The 20416-nt window shown below is 74.1% G+C and carries 17 protein-coding genes; 5 read left to right on the top strand and 12 right to left on the bottom strand.

The window, feature by feature from the left end; genetic code table 11:
- Window positions 1-317: 317 nt before the first annotated feature.
- Complete coding sequence (locus ACFWUQ_RS20855) at window positions 318-1325, bottom strand: stage II sporulation protein M (protein ID WP_384539973.1); 1008 nt, start codon at window positions 1323-1325, stop codon at window positions 318-320.
- 108 nt (window positions 1326-1433) lie between these two features.
- Between ACFWUQ_RS20855 and ACFWUQ_RS20850 the strand changes: the two genes are divergently transcribed.
- On the top strand, window positions 1434-2384 hold the full coding sequence (locus ACFWUQ_RS20850) for an RDD family protein (RefSeq protein ID WP_384539970.1): 951 nt from the start codon (window positions 1434-1436) through the stop codon (window positions 2382-2384).
- Here ACFWUQ_RS20850 and ACFWUQ_RS20845 read toward each other — a convergent pair.
- The 8 genes from ACFWUQ_RS20845 to ACFWUQ_RS20810 all read right to left on the bottom strand — a co-directional run bounded on the left by ACFWUQ_RS20845 (window position 2381) and on the right by ACFWUQ_RS20810 (window position 10680).
- Window positions 2381-3022: a hypothetical protein gene (locus ACFWUQ_RS20845; protein ID WP_384539968.1), complete on the bottom strand. Its 642-nt coding sequence runs from the start codon at window positions 3020-3022 to the stop codon at window positions 2381-2383. The genes ACFWUQ_RS20850 and ACFWUQ_RS20845 overlap by 4 nt on opposite strands.
- Window positions 3023-3134: 112 nt before the next feature.
- Window positions 3135-4571 (bottom strand): adenosylhomocysteinase, encoded by a 1437-nt coding sequence (gene ahcY, locus ACFWUQ_RS20840; protein WP_384539965.1) that lies wholly within the window; start codon window positions 4569-4571, stop codon window positions 3135-3137.
- 239 nt (window positions 4572-4810) lie between these two features.
- Window positions 4811-5776, bottom strand: a complete 966-nt coding sequence (locus ACFWUQ_RS20835) for a cation diffusion facilitator family transporter (protein ID WP_384539962.1) — start codon at window positions 5774-5776, stop codon at window positions 4811-4813.
- Window positions 5777-5848: 72 nt separating this feature from the next.
- Window positions 5849-7021, bottom strand: coding sequence for a mannose-6-phosphate isomerase, class I (gene manA / locus ACFWUQ_RS20830; protein ID WP_384539960.1), 1173 nt, complete (start codon window positions 7019-7021; stop codon window positions 5849-5851).
- A gap of 37 nt (window positions 7022-7058) precedes the next feature.
- A complete protein-coding gene (locus ACFWUQ_RS20825; protein WP_384539957.1) occupies window positions 7059-8192 on the bottom strand; it encodes an SIS domain-containing protein in 1134 nt (377 codons plus the stop codon).
- A gap of 148 nt (window positions 8193-8340) precedes the next feature.
- Window positions 8341-8526, bottom strand: a complete 186-nt coding sequence (locus ACFWUQ_RS20820; protein ID WP_384539954.1) for a Trm112 family protein — start codon at window positions 8524-8526, stop codon at window positions 8341-8343.
- A gap of 329 nt (window positions 8527-8855) precedes the next feature.
- Complete coding sequence (locus ACFWUQ_RS20815; protein WP_384539952.1) at window positions 8856-10226, bottom strand: phosphomannomutase/phosphoglucomutase; 1371 nt, start codon at window positions 10224-10226, stop codon at window positions 8856-8858.
- A gap of 79 nt (window positions 10227-10305) precedes the next feature.
- On the bottom strand, window positions 10306-10680 hold the full coding sequence (locus ACFWUQ_RS20810; RefSeq protein ID WP_384539950.1) for a DUF3499 domain-containing protein: 375 nt from the start codon (window positions 10678-10680) through the stop codon (window positions 10306-10308).
- Between the two features lie 127 nt (window positions 10681-10807).
- Here ACFWUQ_RS20810 and ACFWUQ_RS20805 point away from each other — a divergent pair, with 127 nt between their 5' ends.
- Window positions 10808-11299, top strand: a complete 492-nt coding sequence (locus ACFWUQ_RS20805; RefSeq protein ID WP_384539947.1) for a metallopeptidase family protein — start codon at window positions 10808-10810, stop codon at window positions 11297-11299.
- 25 nt (window positions 11300-11324) lie between these two features.
- Here ACFWUQ_RS20805 and ACFWUQ_RS20800 read toward each other — a convergent pair whose 3' ends face one another.
- The 3 genes from ACFWUQ_RS20800 to ACFWUQ_RS20790 form a co-directional block, all read right to left on the bottom strand.
- A complete protein-coding gene (locus ACFWUQ_RS20800) occupies window positions 11325-12824 on the bottom strand; it encodes a DUF5719 family protein (RefSeq protein WP_384539945.1) in 1500 nt (499 codons plus the stop codon).
- Window positions 12821-16435, bottom strand: coding sequence for a glycosyltransferase (locus ACFWUQ_RS20795; protein ID WP_384539942.1), 3615 nt, complete (start codon window positions 16433-16435; stop codon window positions 12821-12823). The genes ACFWUQ_RS20800 and ACFWUQ_RS20795 overlap by 4 nt, the downstream gene beginning before the upstream one ends.
- 218 nt (window positions 16436-16653) lie before the next feature.
- A complete protein-coding gene (locus tag ACFWUQ_RS20790) occupies window positions 16654-16917 on the bottom strand; it encodes a WhiB family transcriptional regulator (RefSeq protein ID WP_003983763.1) in 264 nt (87 codons plus the stop codon).
- A gap of 645 nt (window positions 16918-17562) precedes the next feature.
- On the opposite strand from ACFWUQ_RS20790, the gene ACFWUQ_RS20785 reads away from it, so the two are divergent.
- The 3 genes from ACFWUQ_RS20785 to ACFWUQ_RS20775 are packed head-to-tail and all read left to right on the top strand — an operon-like array spanning window position 17563 to window position 20404.
- Window positions 17563-18111 carry a cysteine dioxygenase gene (locus ACFWUQ_RS20785; RefSeq protein WP_384539939.1) on the top strand — a complete coding sequence of 183 codons (549 nt, stop codon included), beginning with the start codon at window positions 17563-17565 and terminating at the stop codon, window positions 18109-18111.
- Window positions 18112-18143: 32 nt separating this feature from the next.
- Complete coding sequence (gene cofD, locus ACFWUQ_RS20780) at window positions 18144-19103, top strand: 2-phospho-L-lactate transferase (protein ID WP_384539937.1); 960 nt, start codon at window positions 18144-18146, stop codon at window positions 19101-19103.
- Window positions 19100-20404 carry a coenzyme F420-0:L-glutamate ligase gene (locus ACFWUQ_RS20775; protein ID WP_384539935.1) on the top strand — a complete coding sequence of 435 codons (1305 nt, stop codon included), beginning with the start codon at window positions 19100-19102 and terminating at the stop codon, window positions 20402-20404. Before cofD ends, ACFWUQ_RS20775 begins: the two co-directional genes overlap by 4 nt.
- Window positions 20405-20416 lie beyond the last annotated feature (12 nt).

Below are 20416 nucleotides of genomic sequence, written 5' to 3'. Positions count from 1 at the left end.
AGACTCTTTCGTGTCCGATTCCCGGTCGAAGCGGGTTTCGCTTTCCAGGTTTCCGCTTTCGCGTTTCCCTTTCCGGCGAGTCCGACTCTATCAGAAGTTTTCCACCGGATTTCCCGGCTTCGCATTTCCGATTGAAGAGACGGCTGTGCCCCACGGGAATTCAATTCCTTCTGGGGGCGAGTGAAGATGCTAAACCATCGCTGCCGAACTTGTCCAGTTCGAGGCAACCGTTCGAATCTACCTCCCCGCGCGCTCCGTGTCAACGGCGTTTGCGGGACAGACGAGGAGACTAGCAGCTCCGCGGACGCTTACGCACATCAGGCCGCGGTAGGCAGTGTCGCCGTCTGGTCGGCGGCTTCCACATCGCCCGCCTCACCTGCGAGGGAGGCCCGGCGGCCCAGTACGAAGACGTAGAGCAGGAAGGCCGCCTCGGCGGCGACGCCGATGGTGATGCGGGCCCAGGTGGGAAGGCCGGACGGGGTGACGAACCCTTCGATGAGGCCCGAGACGAACAGGACCAGCGCGAGCCCGATGGCCATGCCCAGGGCCGCGCGGCCCTGCTCCGCGAGGGCTGTGCGGCGGGTGCGGGGGCCCGGGTCGACGACCGTCCAGCCCAGGCGCAGGCCGGTGCCCGCGGCGACGAAGACCGCCGTCAGTTCGAGCAGGCCGTGCGGGAGGATCAGGCCGAGGAACACGTCCAGCCGGCCGGCGGAGGCCATCAGACCGATGCCGACGCCGAGGTTGGCCATGTTCAGGAAGAGGATCCAGAGCACGGGGATGCCCAGGAACGCGCCCAGCACCAGGCAGATCGCGGCGGCTTGGGCGTTGTTCGTCCAGACCTGGGCCGCGAAGGACGCCGCAGGGTGGCTGGAGTAGTACGTCTCGTACTCGCCGCCCGGCTGCGTGAGGGCCTTCAACTCCTCCGGGGCCGCGATGGCGCCCTGGACCTCGGGGTGGGTGGCGATCCACCAGCCGATGAGCACGCCGAGCGCCGTGGAGAGCAGGGCGGTCGGGATCCACCAGCGCCGGCTGCGGTAGACCGCGGCCGGGAAGCCGGCCGTGAGGAAGCGGGCCGCGTCGCGCCATCCGGCGCGGCGGGTACCGGTCACCGTGGCGCGGGCGCGGGCGACGAGCTGGGTCAGCCGGCCCGTGAGCATCGGGTCGGGTGCGCTGGACTGGACGAGCGAGAGGTGGGTGGCGGTGCGCTGGTAGAGCGCGACGAGTTCGTCGGCCTGCGTGCCGGTGAGTTTGCGGCCCCGGCCGAGGAGCTGCTCCAGGCGGTCCCATTCCGCGCGGTGTGCCGTCACGAAGACGTCGAGATCCATCCGGTTGCCGCTCCCCTGCCCCAGGTCCCCTGCTGCCTACTCCTAATGTGGTCAGCTTGGCAGACTGGATGCCACAGGGGCGGGGCAGGTCACGTGAAAGGTGCTGTGGTGAGCGATCTGGTGACGGGGGACGCGGTTGTCCTGGGGTTGCGGCCCGCGCGGCTGCCCAGCCGGGCGCTGGCGATCGTCCTCGACCTGGCGGTGTACGTCACCGGGTACGTGATCACGACGATCGGCCTGGCCGTGGCGGTGTCCTCGATGGACGACGCCGCGCAGGCGGCGGTGGCCGTGGCGAACTTCCTGCTGGTGCTGGTCGGCGTACCGATCGCGGTCGAGACGCTCACGCACGGGCGCTCGCTCGGCAAGTTGGCCTGCGGGCTGCGGGTGGTGCGGGACGACGGCGGACCGGTCCGCTTCCGGCACGCGCTGGTGCGCGGGGCCATGGGGGTCGTGGAGCTGCTGATGACCTTCGGGTCCGTGGCGTGCATCGCCTCGCTGGTCTCCGCGCGGGGGCGGCGGCTCGGGGATGTGTTCGCGGGGACCCTGGTGGTCCGGGAGCGGGTGCCGGGTGCGCGGGTCGTGCCGGTGCCCGCGCCGCCGCCGTGGCTGGCCGGGCGGTTCGGGGGGCTGGACCTGTCGGGGGTGCCGGACGGGCTGTGGTTGGCGATCCGGCAGTACTTGACGCGCATGGAGCAGCTGGAGCCGCGGGTGGGCGCCGCGATGGCGGCGCGGCTCGCGGACGACGTGGTCGCGCGGACGGGCGCGCCCGCGCCGACGGGGATTCCGGCGGCGGCCTTCCTGATGGCCGTGGTGCACGAGCGGCAGTCGCGGGACGCCGCGCGGGCCTTCGGCGGCGCGCGGTACGCCGCCGGTCACGCCCCGGTGCCGGGTGCTCCAACCGGGCCGGTGCCGCCGGCCGGGCCCGTACCGTACGCGGCCCCGGTCGTGGCGCCGTACGCGGCCCCGTACGCGGCGCCCGCGCCTGGGGCCCCGGGTCCCGTGGCCCCGGCGGCGCCCGCGCAGGCTCCGCGGGCGGGCGGGTTCGCGCCTCCCGCTTAGGCGGTGCCTTCCGGATCGCGGCGGTCCGCGAAGGACGAGGGCGGGGTCTCCAGGTGTTCGAGCTCGATGCCGGGGGCGGAGAGGACCACGTCCCCGGCGATGTGGACGGTGTGGACCTCGCCGGTGTCCAGGGCCGTGACCCGGTACTCGTCCACCAGGAGCGGTCCGCTGTCGGTGGGGTGCTCCACGCGCGCGTGGAGGGCCCAGGCCTGGTCGACCGTACGGGGGGCCAGGACCGGGTCGGTGAGGGCCAGGAGCCGGACCCGGGTGGCGGGCGCCCCTGGGGTCAGGCGCAGCAGGCGGGATGTGGCGACGAGGAACGCCGGGGAGGTGCCGGTGAAGCCGGGCGCCCGGATGTTGCCCTCGGTGGCCTCGGCGCCGGCGGGGTCGGTACGGACCCAGGTGACGCCGTCGACGGCCGCGCCGCGCACCTGCCATCCCGACATGTTGGCTTCGAGGCGGATGGGGCGGCCCAGTTCGTCGAGGGCGAGGTCGACGGAGCCCCGGTGGTCGCCGTTCGGGCGGGTCAGCTGGGAGACGTAGCGCCAGCCGGACGGACCGGGCGCGCAGTGGAAGTGCTCCTCCCCCAGCGGCGTGTGGTCGTGCGGGTCGTGGAGCGAGTAGCGGCCGCGCGGCATGGCGTACTTCCTGGGGCGGGATCAGGGGGTCGGGCGTCCGTACGGGGCAGGCCCCCGGCGGGTGCCGGGGGCCTGCCTCACGTGGTGCGGATCCGCGGACGGAGCGGGCGGATCAGTAGCGGTAGTGGTCCGGCTTGTACGGGCCCTCGACCTTGACGCCGATGTACTCGGCCTGCTCGGGGCGCAGGGTGGTGAGCCTGACGCCGAGGGCGTCGAGGTGGAGGCGGGCGACCTTCTCGTCGAGGTGCTTGGGGAGCACGTAGACGTCGGTCGGGTACTCGGCCGGCTTCGTGAAGAGCTCGATCTGGGCCAGGGTCTGGTCCGCGAAGGAGTTCGACATGACGAAGGACGGGTGGCCGGTCGCGTTGCCGAGGTTCAGCAGGCGGCCCTCGGAGAGGACGATCAGGACCTTGCCGTCGGGGAACTTCCAGGTGTGGACCTGGGGCTTGACCTCGTCCTTGACGATGCCGTCGATCTTGGCCAGGCCGGCCATGTCGATCTCGTTGTCGAAGTGGCCGATGTTGCCCACGATGGCCTGGTGCTTCATCTTGGCCATGTCGGCGGCCATGATGATGTCCTTGTTGCCGGTGGTGGTGATGAAGATGTCGGCGGTCTCGACGACGTCGTCGAGCGTGGCGACCTGGTAGCCGTCCATGGCCGCCTGGAGGGCGCAGATGGGGTCGATCTCGGTGACGATGACGCGGGCGCCCTGGCCGCGGAGGGACTCGGCGCAGCCCTTGCCCACGTCGCCGTAGCCGCAGACGACCGCGACCTTGCCGCCGATGAGGACGTCGGTGGCGCGGTTGATGCCGTCGATCAGGGAGTGGCGGCAGCCGTACTTGTTGTCGAACTTCGACTTGGTGACGGCGTCGTTCACGTTGATCGCCGGGAAGAGCAGGGTGCCCTCGGCCATCATCTCGTAGAGGCGGTGGACGCCGGTGGTGGTCTCCTCGGTCACGCCGCGGATCTCGGACGCCAGCTGCGTCCACTTCTGCGGGTTCTCGCCGAGGGTGCGGTTGAGGAGGGTGAGGATGTACGCGTACTCCTCGGAGTCCGCGGTGGAGGGGTCCGGGGCCGAGCCGGCCTTCTCGAACTCGACGCCCTTGTGGACGAGGAGGGTGGCGTCGCCACCGTCGTCGAGGATCATGTTCGGGCCGCCGGTGGGGGTGTTCGGCCAGGTCAGCGCCTGCTCGGTGCACCACCAGTACTCTTCCAGCGTCTCGCCCTTCCAGGCGAAGACGGGGATGCCCTGCGGGTTCTCCGGGGTGCCGTTCGGGCCGACCGCGATCGCGGCGGCCGCGTGGTCCTGGGTGGAGAAGATGTTGCAGGACGCCCAGCGGACGTCGGCGCCGAGGGCGACGAGGGTCTCGATGAGGACGGCGGTCTGCACGGTCATGTGCAGGGAGCCGGTGATGCGGGCGCCGGCCAGGGGCTGGGCGGCCGCGTACTCGGCGCGGATCGACATCAGACCCGGCATCTCGTGCTCGGCCAGGGTGATCTCCTTGCGGCCGAAAGCGGCAAGGGAAAGGTCTGCGACCTTGAAGTCCATGGGTGCTGCTCCTCATGGTTCGAGAGGGTGGGTACGGCTGAGCCGTACGCGGCGGGCCGCGCACTGAGCACAGTCCGTCGGGGGCCCTCTCTCCCCTCGGCCGGTCACGAGGACCGCCCGACCGCCATCAGCAGCGACGCCTGACACTGGTGACGAATCTACACCGAAGGGCGGCCGGGCCCCAGTGGGCCGGGGTGTTGTCCACAGCCCGGGGTCGTGCGCGTACGGGTCCGACCGGGTCAGAGAGCCGGGCCGGCCGGGGACTTGCCGGGGTTGGTGCCGGTGGCCGCGGCGGCGGCGTTGTAGATGTCCGGCTCCAGGTAGATCACCCGGGCGATCGGGACGGCCTCCCGGATGCGGGCCTCGGCGGCGTCGATGGCCTGCGCGACCTGCGTCGCGGTGTCGTTGCCCTGGACCGCGATCTTGGCGGCGACGAGCAGCTCCTCGGGGCCCAGGTGCAGGGTCCGCATGTGGATGATGCCGGTGACGACGTCCCCGTCGACGAGCGCGGCCTGGATCTTCTCGACCTCTTCGGTCCCGGCGGCCTCACCGAGGAGCAGCGACTTGGTCTCCGCGGCCAGGACGATGGCGATGCCGATCAGCAGGACGCCGATGCACAGGGTGCCGATGCCGTCCCAGACTCCGTCGCCGGTCAGCAGGGCGAGGCCGACGCCGCCGAGGGCCAGGACGAGGCCGACGAGCGCGCCGAGGTCTTCGAGGAGGACCACCGGCAGCTCGGGGGCCTTGGCCCGGCGGACGAACTGCGTCCAGGTCTGCTTGCCGCGGACCGCGTTCGACTCGTGGATCGCGGTGCGGAAGGAGAAGGACTCCGCGATGATCGCGAAGACGAGGACGCCGACGGGCCAGTACCAGGCCTCGATCGGGTGCGGGTGGTTGATCTTCTCGATGCCCTCGTAGATGGCGAACATGCCACCGACGGTGAAGAGCACGATGGAGACGAGGAACGCGTAGATGTAGCGCTCGCGCCCGTACCCGAAGGGGTGTTGCGGCGTGGCCTCGCGCTTGGCCTTCTTGCCGCCGAGGAGCAGCAGGCCCTGGTTACCGGAGTCCGCCAGTGAGTGGACGCTCTCCGCGAGCATCGACGAGGAGCCGCTGAAGAGGAATGCCACGAACTTGGCTACAGCGATGGCGAGGTTGGCGACGAGTGCCGCCACGATCGCCTTGGTTCCGCCCGACGCGCTCATGGGTGCAGGGTGTCCTTCCTGGGGTCTGGTCTACCGGCGGCACATTGTTGCAGTTGCCCGCTCGGCGCCACGTCACACCAGCACGGTGGCCCGGAAAACGGTGCCGTTTCCGTACAGTTCGACCTTCTCGCCCGCCGGGACGAAGACCGACTCGCCCGGGGAGAGGCCCAGTTCGCCCGACCGGTCCGACCGCGCGGTGCACTGCCCCGCCGTGCAGAGCAGGATCTGCGGGGTCCCTCCGGGGAGCGTGCGGACCGCCCCGCCCGGTGCGAGGAGGTGGCGGGAGAGCCGGAACTCGTCGATGGGGGTGTCGTAGACCTCCTCGCCGTCGCCCTCGGGGCGCAGGATCCGCGGGTCTCCCGAGTCGAAGGCGACGATTCTCAGCAGCTCCGGCACGTCCACGTGCTTGGGGGTGAGTCCGGCGCGCAGCACGTTGTCGGAGTTGGCGAGCAGTTCGACGCCGAGGCCCCGGAGGTAGGCGTGCGGGACGCCGGCGCCGAGGAACATCGCCTCCCCGGGCTGGAGTCGGACGTGGTTGAGCAGCATGGCCGCGATGACGCCCGGGTCCCCGGGGTGGTGGTGCACCAGCGTGGCGTACGGCGCGTACGGGCCGCCGAGGCGCTCGGCGGCGGCCGCCGCCTCGGTCACCGTACGGGCCATCCGCGTGCGGTCCGCCGTCAGTACGGCGGTCAGCACCTCGCGCAGCGCGGCGTCCTCGGGGTGGGCGCGCAGCAGGTCGGCGTACGGCTTGAGGGAGTCGACGCCCAGGCCTTCGAACAGCGCCGCGGCCTCGTGCGGGGTGCGGAAGCCGCACAGCCCGTCGAAGGCGGTGAGGGCGCAGATCATCTCGGGCTTGTGGTTGGGGTCCTTGTAGTTGCGGTGGTCGGCGTCGACGGGGACCCCGCGCCGCTCCTCGTCCTCGTAGCCCTCCCGGGCCCGGGTGAGGTCGGGGTGGACCTGGAGGGAGAGGGGGGCGCCGGCGGCGAGGACCTTGAGGAGGAAGGGCAGCCGGGGGCCGAACCTGGCGACGGCGGCGGCGCCCAGTTCGCCCTCGGGGTCGGCGGCGATGACGTCGGAGAGGGCGCGTGGGCCGCTGCCCCGGTCGATGCGCGAGGGCGCGCCGGGGTGGGCGCCCATCCACAGTTCCGCCTGGGGTTCGCCGGTCGGTGCGACGCCGAGGAGTTCGGGGAGTGCGGTGGTGGATCCCCAGGCGTAGGGGCGGATCGTGTTGGTGAGGCGGTCCATCGGCGTCTTCCTGGATAGAGCGGGGCGCGCGTACGCCTCAGCTGTGTCCCCCGGAAGCCAGCGCCAGGTAGGCGGTGGCGAAGTCCGTGACGGCGAGGAGCTCGGCGAGCTGCTCCAGTTCGCTGCCCTCCTCGGGTTCGAGCTCGCTGATGGGCGTGTCGTGGCTCAGGGCGAGTTCGCGGGCGGCCGGGGCCGCGGTGAGGCCGCCGGCCGGCCGGTCGCGCAGCAGGACGACGCGGGCGCGCAGGGCCTGGGGCTCTTCGACCCGGTCGCGGAAGAAGTCCTCGGGGTCGGCGCCGGCGGCGAAGGAGCCGGCGAGCAGGACGCCGTGGGCGGGGAGGGCCTCGGGGAGCGCGGCCGCCAGTGCGGGGCGGCCGGCGAGCTCGGCGAGGGTGGCGGCGAAGCGGCGTCCGGCGGGGGCGGCTCCGGTGCCCTCGCTCCAGATCAGCGGGACGGAGTCGGCCAGCTCGGAGGCGAGGGTCTTGGCCGGGTTGGAGTAGGTGGCGACGGCGGGCCCGCAGCGCTCGGCGGTGCGGTCGAGCCGGTCGGCGACGAGCTGGAGCGTGCCGGGGGCGGCGGTGGTGAGGCCGACCCGGTCGAGGAGCACCAGCAGCGGCGTCAGCAGGGCCCACAGGGCGCCGGGTCCGGCCGCGGCGGACTCGTCGTACTCCTGGTACGGGGCCTTGGCCATCGGTACGAGGAGACCGTGCGCGCCGTCCACCGCCTCGCTCAGCGGTGAGCGTTCGGGGGCGACGGCGACGACGGTGCAGCCGCGCCGGTAGGCCTGTTCGGCGAGGACCGCGAGGGCGGGCTCGGTGCCGTCGGTCGTGGCGAGGAGCAGCAGGTCGACGGGGCCGACCCAGCCGGGCAGGACCCAGCGCAGGGCGCCGGCGGCGTGCGCGACGCCGGTGGGGTGCAGCCGTACGACGGGTGCGGAGGCTCCGGCGAGGGCGCCCAGGAGGTCGGCGACGCCGGTGGCGGCGGTGCCGGGGCCGGCGATCAGGACGGCTCGGGGCCGTCCGTCGGGGCGCAGTTCGGCGAGGCCCGCCTCGGTCGCGTGCCGGGTCGCGGTACGGACCCTGGCTCCGGCCTCGGCGGCGCCGCGGAGCAGGCCGCGGCGGTCGGCGCGGGCGAGAGCGTCCGGTGCGTCGAGGAGCGACTCGTCGAGCATGGCGGCCTCCGGCTGTTGTGTGGCGGAACCAGTCTGCGCGTCCTGCGCGTCCTGCGGGGGCGGCGGGTGCGGGGGCGCGGGGCGCGCGGCGCGGCGGGTGCGCGGCGGGGCGGTGCGGGTGCGGCTGCGGGTGCGGCTGCGCGGGGGCTCAGGCCGGGCGGCGGGCCTCGTCCACGAGGAGCACCGGGATGCCGTCGCGGACCGGGTAGGCGAGCCCGCAGTCCTGGCCGGTGCAGAGCAGCTCGGGGGTCGTCTCGTCGGCCGACTCGTCCCGGAGGGGGGCGTGGCAGGCGGGGCAGGCGAGGATCTCCAGCAGACCGGCTTCGAGCGGCATGGGGCGGGTTCCCTTCGGGGGTGCGGGTGGGGCGGGGTCAGCGTACCGCCGAGTCACCTCCGGTGCGGCCTCCGTCGCCCCGGGGCCGCGCCCCGGGCACCCCGGCTCCGCCGGGGCGCCCCGGGCACCCCGGCTCCGCCGGGCACCGGGCTCCGCCCGGACCCGCGCCTCAAACGCCGGCGGGGCTGGAGGTGGCCGGGGGCCTCGGCGGGGCGGAGGTGGGGCACCGCGTGGCGGGCTCCCGCGAGGCCGGAGGGGTCCGGGGCGGGAGGCCGGGGGTGGGCGGGGTGGGGGTGGGGGGCACCGGGGGGTGCCCCCCCCCCGGGGGGTCAGGCGCGGATGAGGGTGAGGACTTCGTCGCGGACCGTGGCGAGGGTGGCGGCGTCGCGGGCCTCCACGTTCAGGCGCAGCAGCGGCTCGGTGTTGGAGGCGCGGACGTTGAACCACCAGTCGGCGGCGGTCGCGGTCAGTCCGTCCAGCTCGTCGAGCTCGACGCCCTCGCGGGCGCCGTAGGTCTCCTTGACGGCGGCGAGGCGGGCCGCCTGGTCGGCGACGGTGGAGTTGATCTCGCCGGAGCCCGCGTAGCGGTCGTAGGAGGAGACCAGCGCGGAGAGCGGGCCGTCCTGGCCGCCGAGGGCCGCGAGGACGTGGAGCGCGGCGAGCATGCCGGTGTCCGCGTTCCAGAAGTCCTTGAAGTAGTAGTGCGCCGAGTGCTCGCCGCCGAAGATGGCGCCGGTCCTGGCCATCTCCTCCTTGATGAAGGAGTGGCCGACGCGGGTGCGGACGGGGTTGCCGCCGTGCTCCTTGACGACCTCCGGGACGGACCAGGAGGTGATCAGGTTGTGGATCACGGTGCCGGAGCCGCCGTTGCGGGCCAGCTCGCGGGCCGCGACCAGGGCGGTGATCGCGGACGGGGAGACGCCCTCGCCGCGCTCGTCGACGATGAAGCAGCGGTCGGCGTCGCCGTCGAAGGCGATGCCGAGGTCGGCGCCCTCGGAGAGCACGCGGGCCTGGAGGTCGACGATGTTCTTCGGGTCGAGGGGGTTGGCCTCGTGGTTGGGGAAGGTCCCGTCCAGCTCGAAGTACATGGGGACGAGGTCCAGCGGGAGGCCCTCGAAGACGGTGGGGACGGTGTGGCCGCCCATGCCGTTGCCCGCGTCGACGACGACCTTGAGCGGCCGGACGGAGGTCAGGTCGACGAGGCCCTTGAGGTGCGCGGCGTAGCCGGCGAGGGTGTCCTGCTCGGTGATCGTGCCCGCGGCGGTGCCGGCGGGGACGGCCGGGGCGCCCGCGTCGATCCACTTCTCGACCAGCTCGCGGATCTGCGTCAGGCCGGTGTCCTGGCCGACGGGTGCCGCGCCGGCGCGGCACAGCTTGATGCCGTTGTACTGGGCCGGGTTGTGCGAGGCGGTGAACATCGCGCCGGGCAGGTCGAGGGACCCGGAGGCGTAGTACAGCTGGTCGGTGGAGCACAGGCCGATGAGGGTGACGTCCACGCCGCGGGCGGCCGCGCCGCGCGCGAAGGCGGCGGACAGGCCGGGGGAGGAGGGGCGCATGTCGTGGCCGACGACGATCGCCGCGGCGCTGGTGACCTCGACGAAGGCCGCGCCGAACAGTTCGGCCAGGGACTCGTCCCACTCGTCCGGTACGACGCCCCGTACGTCGTACGCCTTGACGATGTTCGAAAGATCTGCGGCCACTGCCTGCCCTCCTGAAGGTTCCGTGCGGTTCGGGCAAACCTACCCTGAACGGGGAACCGCTTTTCAGACCGCCGGGGTGTCAGGAATCCGGCGACCGCAAGACGCGCAGGTGTCCGCGCCGGGTTTCGCCGGTGCCCGGTCCACGTTGACCGGATCTCCCCGCCTCGGCGGCGCGCTCGGGCGGACGGGCGGCCTCGCGGACGGCGTTGGCGAGGGCTTCGAGGTCGTCGCCGCTCGGGCGGGACGGCGCGGAGCCGTCGGACAACCGGACCACGTCCCAGCCGCGCGGGGCGGTCAGGCGCTCCGAGTGCTCGGCGCACAGGTCGTAGCAGTGGGGTTCGGCGTAGGTGGCGAGCGGGCCGAGGACTGCGGTCGAATCGGCGTAGACGTACGTCAGTGTCGCGACGGCAGGGCGGCCGCACGCGGTGCGCGAACAACGACGTACAAGGCTCACGACGTTGGACGGTACCGCACTCTTGACCGGGCCGCGACGACTCCCCCGCCCCTCACTCCCCCGTGTCGTGGTCGGCGGCGCGTGCCGGGGCCGGGTGGGCGCTCCGGGTGAGGGCTACCCTGCGGGGGTGACGGACAGCTCCCTGCCTCCCCGACCCGCCGAGCCGCCCGCCGGAACCCCGGCCGGCGACCCCGCCGAACCGCGCCAGCGCCGGCGGGACCGGCACGGACGCGGGATGCGCGGGCCGCTGGCCCCGCCGCAGGTGCCGCTGTCGGCGAGCCGGTCGGAGCTGTTCGGGGACCTCGTACGGGATTCCGTGGAGCGGCTGGAGCGGCGGTTCCCGCAGCTGGCCGACGTGGAGTTCCTGATCGGTGACGTCCCGGGTCCGCCGGGCGGCCCGGAGAGCGGCTGGAACGACGAGGCCGTGCCGCTGGGCGCCCTCCACGAGTCGCGCGAGGGGCGGCCGGCCCGGATCGTGGTCTTCCGGCGGCCGGTGGAGATCCGTACCAAGACGCGGGACGAGAAGGCTCTGCTGGTGCACGAGATCGTGGTGGAGCAGGTCGCGGAGCTGCTGGGGCTCTCACCGGAGACGGTCGACCCCCGGTACGGCCAGGACTGATCCGCCCCGGCCGCACCGGTCGCGGTCAGCCGGTCAGGACCGAGAGGTCCTGCGCGGCCCTGGGGACGGAGACCGTGGAGTGGTCGTCGGTCAGGGCCTGCACGGTGAACATCGTGATGCCGTCGTGCGGGAGGGTCAGTACGCGCGCCGCGTGCACGGGGCCGCCGGAGAGGGTCTCGACGGTGAGGGCATAGGTGCCCTTGCCGCCCGCCGGGGCCGCCGGCACCGCCTGGGTGGTGCCCGCCTTGACCGTCACCTCCTGGGTGGCCGCCTCGCCGCCCTCGGTGCCGGGCGAGGCCGTCACCCGGACCTTGGCGTCCTGGCCGCCGGGCGCCGTCAGTGACAGCACGGTGGCGTTCTCCTCGGTGCGGTTGCCGGCCACCGCGGCGCGCGGGCCGACCGGTCCGGCGGCCGGTACGAAGCCCAGTTCCTGCTTGGCGCCGCTGCCGCGCACCACGCGTACCGCCGCGACCACCGGGGCGGCCTTCTTCGGGTCGGCGGGGGCCAGCACCAGCGAGCCGGGCTCGCCCCGGGTCAGGTCCCCGAGGTCCACGGCGGCGGTCATGCCGGCCTTGACGTGCAGTTGCTCGTTCCCGGCCGGGGTGATGGCGCCGTTCGGCCCCGCCAGCCGGAGCGTGAGGTCCGCGTCCTCGTCGCCGGGGACGAAGGCGACCAGCCGGACCGAGGTGGCGTCCGCCGGGATGCCGGGCAGGACGAGTGAGCCGGCCGGCTCGGCGGCGGCCGGGAGCCAGTCCGCGCCCACGCCTTCCTCGGCGACCTGCACGGAGGCGCCGACGCGGCCCGCGCGGGTGGTCACGTGGGCGGTGACGTCCGCGAGCTGGGTCCCGGGAATGAGTGACGACAGCAGGACGCCCTTCGTGGACCGGGGGTCGACCCGGATGTTCTCGCTGGTGCCCGCGGCGGGCTTGGCGATCCCGTCCGGGCCGAACAGTTTGATGTCGACGACCGCCGCCTCGTCGTCGAGGTTGGTCAGGTGCACGGAGTCCTCGCGTCCCCGGCCCGTGCTCACGGCGGGGAACCAGAAGTCCGTGCCGGGGGCGGTGCAGCTGACGCCGAGCAGCCCCCTGGCCCGTCCGACGGAGACCTTGGTGGTCTGCTGCACGGTCCAGCCCGGGGCCATGACCCCTTCCGAACTGCCGGTGAGGGCGGGCGCGTCGGCGCCGCTCGCGGTGGCCGCGGCGGGCCTGCCGGGCTCCTTGGGCTCCAGTACGGGCTTGGCCTCCTGCGTCGCGCCCAGCAGGCGGGCGGCGCCCTTGGCCCCGTCGGCCGGCGCCGCGGCGCCGGTCCCGGCCGGGGTGTAGGAGGTGTACGTGGTGTCCGCGATGTCGGAGGAGCTGGGCGCCGGGCACACCAGCAGGGACCGCTCCACCGGCATCCGGGCCGCGGCCGCCCCGGCGTCGGCCGCGTTGCCGCCGGCCGCCGGGGTGGTGAGGGCGGCGAGGCCGGTGAGGGCGGCGAGGGCCGCCGTCACGGCCGCCAGCGTCAGGGGTGCGCTCTGCTTCACTGCTGGGGGCTCCCGTCGGGGCGCGGGTCGTGCGGTGCGTGGGGGTCGTACGGCCCGTACGGGTACGGGTACTGCTGCTGGTCCGGGTCGTGCTGCGGCTGCTGCGGGTAGGCGGTGTCGTAGCCGTGGCCGCCCTGCTGCGGGTACGGCTCGTAGTGCGGCTCCTGGACGTACGGCTGCTGCGGCTCGTACGCGTATCCGCCCTGGTCGTACCCGCCCTGGTCCGCGTACGGCTGGTAGGCGTACGCGTCGTCGCCGTACGGCTGCTGCGCCGGGATCTGCGCGTACGGGTCGGCGGCGGCGGCCGCCTCCGTGGGGGCGGGCTCGGCCTCGGCGCGCAGCCGGCGGGCGCGGCGGCCCTCACCGGGCTCGCCGGGGCCCGCCTGGGCCGGGACGGCCGCGGCCTCCTCGGGCAGGTCGTCGTCGAGCTCGACGCGCCGCCCGGGCAGGGCCATCACGAGCAGGGCCAGGGCGAGCAGTCCCTGGGCCCAGAGCCAGGCGCCGCGCACGAGTGAGCTCTCGTGGACGAGGTCGAGGCGGCCGCCGGCGGCGGGCAGTTCGAAGCCCTGCGCCCAGCCGTCCACGGTCTTGGGCTTCAGCGGCTTCCCGTCGAGGGTGGCCTGCCAGCCCGGATCGGCGCGGTCGGCGATGCGCAGGACGCGCCCGGCCCCGCCGGCCGGGACCTCGGTGTGGGCCTCGACGGGTCCGGAGGCGACGGGGATCGGGGCCTCGCCCGGCTCGGCGGGGACGATGACGGCCCGGGGAAGCCAGGGTTCGACGCCCCACAGCGCGGTGCCGTCCGGCTGGTGGCGCCGGGTCAGGCCGGGGGTGGCGTCGAGGACGCGGCGGATGTCCTCGGGGCCGCCGGGGCGGAACATGACGAAGCCGACGGCGAAGGCGCCGAGCTGGCTGGACTGGTCCGCGCCGGAGCCCGCGACCAGGTTGGAGACGACCTTGTCGAGGCGGGCGTCGCTGCCGGTGCGGGCGGCGATGTCGGCGTCGCCGAGGCTGCCGCCGGCGCCGCGGACGAGGCTGTAGGAGACGGTGGCGGGGTCGTCCAGGTCGAGGATCAGGGTGCGGAACTGGTTGTCGTCGCGGCCGGCGTCGGCGACGAAGGCCGGGACCTGTACGGGGTCCCGGCGCTCCAGCGGGCCGTCGGCGCCGGCGAACAGCCAGCCGGCCGCGCCGAGCAGCGGGCCCGCGGCGGCCGCCAGGGCGATGAGGGCGGCCAGCGGCTGGCGCCAGCCGAAGCTGCGGGCGGCGACGCGGTGCTTGGCCCCGTCGGCGCCGAGCGCGGCGGCCGCCAGGAGGGCGAGCCCGTGGACGAGGGTGGCGGGGCCCGCCCAGCCGTCGCGGTTGAGCAGGACGGCGAGGAGCAGTCCGGTGAGGGCGGCGGCCCAGGCGGTGCGGACGGCGAACCGCCGGTCGGTGCGGAGCAGGGCGGCCAGGGCGGCGAGCACGATGCCGAGGAGGAGCAGGCCGCTGCCGGTGCCGGGGCCGCCGGGGTTGACGCCGAGCAGGTCGAGGGCTCCGGCGGAGCTGCGTCCGTAGGGCAGTCCGGCTTCGCGCAGGAACCGGCCGGGGTGCAGCAGCAGGCCCAGCGACCAGGGGGCGAGCACGAGGAGGGGCACGGCGAGGGTGGCGAGCAGCCGCGGCCCGTACGTCTTCCAGTGCGCGCGGCGCAGGACGAGCGCGGCGGTGCCGAGGACGGCGGCGAGCGGCCAGACGACGGGCGTGAAGGCGGTGGCGAGGGTCAGCAGGAGGGTGTACGTCCACACCGCGCGCCGGCCGCCGGGGTGCTCGGGGGCGTCGCGTCCGTCGCCGAGGGCGAAGGTTGCGACGGCGGAGCGGGCGATGAGGGGCAGCAGCACGGCCAGGACGGCGGTGCCGAGGCGGCCGGCGGCGAGGGCGCCGGTGACGGCGGGCAGGAAGGCGTAGGCGACGGCGGCCCAGGCGCGCAGCAGCCGGGAGGTGACCAGCGGCCGCGAGGCGAAGTAGGCGGCGAGTCCGGCGAGCGGGACCGAGCCGACGAGCAGCAGGGTCAGGGCGGCCTGGGTGGAGCCGAACAGCAGGGTGGAGAAGGCGCCGAGGACGGCCAGGTAGGGGGGCGCGGCGGCGGTGGAGCCGGTGGAGAGGGCGTGCCAGCCGTCGGTGTAGGCCCGCCAGAGGTCGGGGCCGCTGTCGGGGGCGGGCAGCAGGGCGCCGCCCATCAGGGAGCCGCCGCCGATCAGGGCGCGGCAGGCGGCGAGGGAGACGAGCAGGAGCAGGCCGAAGAGGACGGGGGCGGGGTTGCGGGCGATCCGCTTGAGGCGGGCGAAGCGCTCGGTCGGCAGGTACTCGCCCTCCTCGCCGGGGGCGGTGAGGATGCTGGCGCCGCCGTGCCGGCCGGCGGCGGAGCCCTCGCTGTCGCGGTCGCCGCCGAAGTAGCCGGCGAGCTGCTCGGCGTTGGCCCGCAGCGAGGCGCCCGGGGGCGGGAAGAGCGGGCGCAGTTCGGCGGCGGGGACGGCGGGGCGGCGGCGGGCCTTGCGGGCGGCGAGGATCCGGCCGGGCCGGAGCAGGGTGGCCAGGAGGCCGGTGAGCTCGTCGACGGCCTGGCCGGGGGCCTTGCCGACGAGGTAGGCCAGGGTGCGCAGCACGGTGCCGAGCAGGACCCGCAGCAGGACGTAGGGCAGGGCGCGGCCGGAGCTGTTGGCGAGGATCGTGTAGACGGCGCCGGCCTTGTCGACGCGGTGCGGGCCCGCGGTGGTGCGGCCGGCGCAGTCGACGGTGCGTCGCTCGCGGGCGGCGGCCTCCGCGTGGCGCATGACGGCGTCGGGGGCGACGAGGACGGTGTGCCCGGCGCTCTGGGCGCGCCAGCAGAGGTCGACGTCGTCGCGCATGAGGGGCAGGCGCCGGTCGAAGCCGCCGAGGGCGTCGTAGACGTCGCGGCGCACCAGCATGCCGGCGGTGGAGACGGACAGGACGGGGCGGACCTGGTCGTGCTGGCCCTGGTCCTGTTCGCGGCGGTCGAGGCCGGTCCAGCGGCGGCCGCTGCGGGCGATGGTGACGCCTGCTTCGAGGAGCTGCTTCTTGTCGTACCAGCCGCGCAGTTTGGGGCCGATGACGGCGGCGTCGGGGTTCTCGTCGGCGACGCGCAGGAGTTCGGCGAGCGCGTCGGCCTCGGGGGCGCTGTCGTCGTGGAGGAGCCAGAGCCACTGGACGGGTTCGCCGTGGGGGAGCTCGGGCAGGTCGTAGGTGTCGTCGCGCCAGGTGCGGCTGACGGGGTCCCAGCCGCTGGGGCGCTTGAGGTAGGGCAGGTCCTCGGGGGTGAGGGTGCCGGCGGTGCGGGCGGCCTCGTCGACGGCGGTGCCGAATCCGGTGCGCCGGGCGAGGTGCAGGACGCGGTCGTCGCCGAGGGCCTCGGTGAGCAGCCGCGCGGAGTCGTCGGCGCTGCCGGTGTCGGCGGCGACGTGGTTCTGGGCGGGGCGTTCCTGGCCGAGGAGGCCGGCGAGGGTCCGGGGCAGCCAGCGGGCACCGTCGTGGGCGACGATGACCGCGGTGACGACGTGCCGGGGGAACTCGGGTGTGGCGGGGGCCTGGTGGGAGGCCGCCGACTGGCTGTGCAGGGACATCGCGGTACGGGCCCTCCGGCCGGGGGTCCGGGGGTGGTGTGCCCTCGGAGGCTGCTGGACAGGCGGCCCAGACTAACGGCTGGCAAAGCAGCGGTCCGCCTCCTGCGGGGAAGGGGCAGGAGGCGGACCGTGTGGTGTGCGCGGTGCCGTACGGGCGATGCGGTTCGATATGTCGTGCGATGTGCGGTAGGTGCGCGGCCGGTCGTGCTCCGGCCGACTCAGACCGCTGCCTTTTTCAGCCGGCGGCGCTCGCGCTCGGAGAGGCCGCCCCAGATGCCGAATCGCTCGTCGTTGGCGAGGGCGTACTCAAGGCATTCGGAGCGGACTTCGCAGGCGAGGCAGACCTTCTTGGCCTCACGGGTGGAGCCGCCCTTCTCCGGGAAGAAGGATTCGGGGTCGGTCTGGGCGCACAGAGCGCGCTCCTGCCATCCGAGCTCCTCGTCCGCCTCCTCGACCAGCAGTTCCTGAAACAGCTCGGTCATGTGCGCCCCTCGCTCTGTCTGTGCGTCCCCGTGGTGGTGCCGTCACTGATCGCTACGTAACGACACGAGTGAAATTACAAGTGCGTGGCTCCGGGCCAGTCAAGCCGAGGTCTGCTATTGGGCCCCTTATTCACTCGGCGGAACCAAGCGTATGCAGAAAGTGTTCAAATCGCCAAAAATCATGACACATGCCACTGGCGCCCTCGGGACGTCACATGACGTCCCGCTCCTGCCCCGCTTCACCGAGAACCGACGTACCAATTTCGGACTGGGTTGCGATTCGGCCACGGAAGCGGCGTAGATCACATTCCGATCACGACGTGCCACATCAGGTTTGGACTCGGCAAAGCGCCACATCCCCCGGGACGGACTGCACAAACCTTTCTCCGTGCACAGTAACCGGATGAGGTGAAACTTTTCCCCCAAAAGCGACATTGGGTTGACAGTCCAGCCCTCCACCCGGTCTCCTGGTTCGCATGTCAGCGCCCGCAGCCGCCACCCGGACCCCCATTCGTGGGTTCCTGTGCGCTGCCCAGGTTCGCTGTTGCTGTTGCAGCTGTTGATGCCCGCGGAGCCTCGGCTCCCTGAAGCTCCGGCCCCACAGCAACCGCCCGCACGACTGACATACGTCGAGGTATCTCCGCGATGAACAGCACCACCGTGACGAACCCCACGCACAGCGCCCCCGCCCCCGCCCACCCGGGCGGCGAGAGCGACCTCCAGATCGCCGGCGACATCCTCGCCGTCCAGCACCTCCTGCAGCCCGCCCGCGAACATCCGGCCACCGTCGCCGAGTTCGCCGGCCTCGCCCGCTCCATCGCCGAGGACCGCTCCTCCTGGGAGCACCTCGTCCGCTACGACGCCACCACCCGCTGGTACCACCGGCTGCGCACCGGCCCCGGCTACGAGGTCTGGCTCCTCAGCTGGGTCCCGGGCCAGGGCAGCGGCCCGCACGGCCACGGCGCCTCCTCCGGCGTCCTGACCGTCCTGGACGGCGAGCTCACCGAGCACACCGCCCGCGGACCGCTCCGCCTCGGCGCCGGCGCCCAGCGCGTCTTCGCCCCGGGCTACGACCACGAGGTCGTCAACGACACCCTCGACGGCGCCGTCAGCCTGCACGTCTACTTCCCGGGCCTGACCGAGATGCCCATGCGCACCTGCTCCCCGGCCCACTCCGAGTCCGTCCCCGCCTGACCCCGGCCCGGCGGCCTGACAGACTTCGGTGCATGCGCATTGTTGTTCTGGCCGGCGGTATAGGCGGCGCCCGGTTCCTCCGCGGACTCAAGTCGGCCGTGCCCGACGCTGACATCACGGTCATCGGCAACACCGGTGACGACATCCACCTGTTCGGGCTCAAGGTGTGCCCCGATCTGGACACGGTGATGTACACCCTCGGCGGTGGCATCAACGAGGACCAGGGCTGGGGCCGCGCCGAGGAGTCCTTCACCGTCAAGGAGGAGCTCGCGGCCTACGGGGTCGGACCCACCTGGTTCGGCCTCGGCGACCGCGACTTCGCCACCCACATCGTCCGTACGCAGATGCTCGGCGCCGGCTACCCGCTCAGCGCGGTCACCGAGGCGCTCTGCGACCGCTGGCGGCCCGGCGTACGGCTGCTGCCCATGTCCGACGACCGGGTCGAGACCCACGTCGCGATCACCGAGGCGGGCACCGGGGAGCGCCGCGTCGTCCACTTCCAGGAGTACTGGGTCCGGCTGCGCGCGTCCGTCGACGCGGAGGCCGTCGTCCCCGTGGGCGCCGAGCAGGCCAAGCCCGCCCCCGGCGTGCTGGAGGCCCTGGCGGCGGCCGACGTCATCGTCCTCCCGCCGTCCAACCCCGTGGTCTCGGTGGGCACGATCCTGTCCGTGCCCGGCATCCGGGAGGCCGTGGCCGCCGCCCCGGCGCCCGTCGTGGGCCTGTCCCCCATCGTCGGGGGCGCGCCGGTGCGCGGGATGGCCGACAAGGTGCTCGCCGCGGTCGGCGTCGAGTCCACCGCCGCGGCGGTCGCGCTGCACTACGGGCCGGACCTGCTCGACGCCTGGCTCGTGGACACCGCGGACGCGGACGCGGTCGCGGAGGTCGAGGCCGCCGGGATCACCTGCCGCGCGGTGCCGCTGATGATGACCGACCTGGAGGCGACCGCCGAGATGGCCCGGGCCGCGCTCGCACTGGCCGAGGCCTCGCGGTGACCGCCCGGCGCGCGCCCTCGTACGAGGTGCGGGCCGTCGAGGGGATCCCCGAGGTCGCTCCCGGCGACGACCTGGCGAAGCTGATCACGACGGCCGCCCCGGACCTGCGGGACGGGGACGTCCTGCTGGTCACCTCGAAGATCGTCTCCAAGGCGGAGGGCCGGATCGTCCGGGCGGACTCGCGGGAGGCCGCGATAGACGCCGAGACCGTCCGGGTGGTCGCGCGCCGGGGCGCCCTGCGGATCGTGGAGAACCGGCAGGGGCTTGTGATGGCCGCGGCCGGGGTGGACGCGTCCAACACGGCCCCCGGCACCGTGCTGCTGCTGCCCGAGGACCCCGACGCCTCGGCGCGGGCGATCCGCGAGGGCGTCCGCGAGACGCTCCGCGTGGACGTGGGCGTGGTCGTGACGGACACCTTCGGGCGGCCGTGGCGCACCGGGCTCACCGATGTGGCGATCGGCTCGGCCGGGGTGCGGGTCCTGGACGACCTGCGCGGCGGCACCGACGCGCACGGCAACCCGCTGAGCGCCACGGTGGTGGCGACCGCCGACGAACTGGCCGCGGCCGGGGACCTGGTCAAGGGCAAGGCTGCCGGGCTGCCGGTGGCCGTCGTGCGGGGGCTGGGCCACGTCCTGGGCGAGGGCTCCTCGGCGCGGGAGCTCGTGCGCGCGCCGCAGGACGACATGTTCCGGCTGGGCACCTCGGAGGCGGTACGGGAAGCCGTCACGCAGCGCCGTACCGTACGGGCCTTCACGGCCGAGCCGGTGGACCCGGGCGCGGTCCGCCGGGCCGTGGCGGCGGCCGTCACGGCCCCGGCGCCGCACCACACGACGCCGTGGCGGTTCGTGCTGCTGGAGACGCCGGCCGCGCGGGCGCGGCTGCTGGACGCCATGCGGGACGCGTGGATCGCCGACCTGCGGGCGGACGGGAAGTCCGAGGAGTCCATCGCGGCGCGCGTCCGGCGCGGGGAGGTGCTGCGCCGGGCCCCGTACCTCGTGGTGCCGTGTCTGGTGACCGACGGCGCGCACCACTACGGGCACGCGCGGCGGGACGCGGCGGAGCGCGAGATGTTCGTGGTCGCCATGGGCGCGGGCGTGCAGAACCTGCTGGTCGCGCTGGCCGGGGAGCGGCTGGGGTCGGCGTGGGTGTCCTCGACGATGTTCTGCCGGGACGTGGTGCGCGAGGTCCTGGAGCTGCCGCGGGACTGGGACCCGATGGGCGCGGTCGCGGTCGGCCACCCGGCGGCGGCCGCCGCCGAGCGGCCGGCCCGGGCGGCGGAGGCGTTCATCGAGGTCCGCTGAGCCCCCGCGGTG

Source organism: Streptomyces sp. NPDC058662 (assembly GCF_042716255.1).
Lineage (GTDB): Bacteria > Actinomycetota > Actinomycetes > Streptomycetales > Streptomycetaceae > Streptomyces.
The sequence above is the reverse complement of the archived record's forward strand: the minus strand, read 5'-3'. Positions and strand labels throughout refer to the sequence as shown.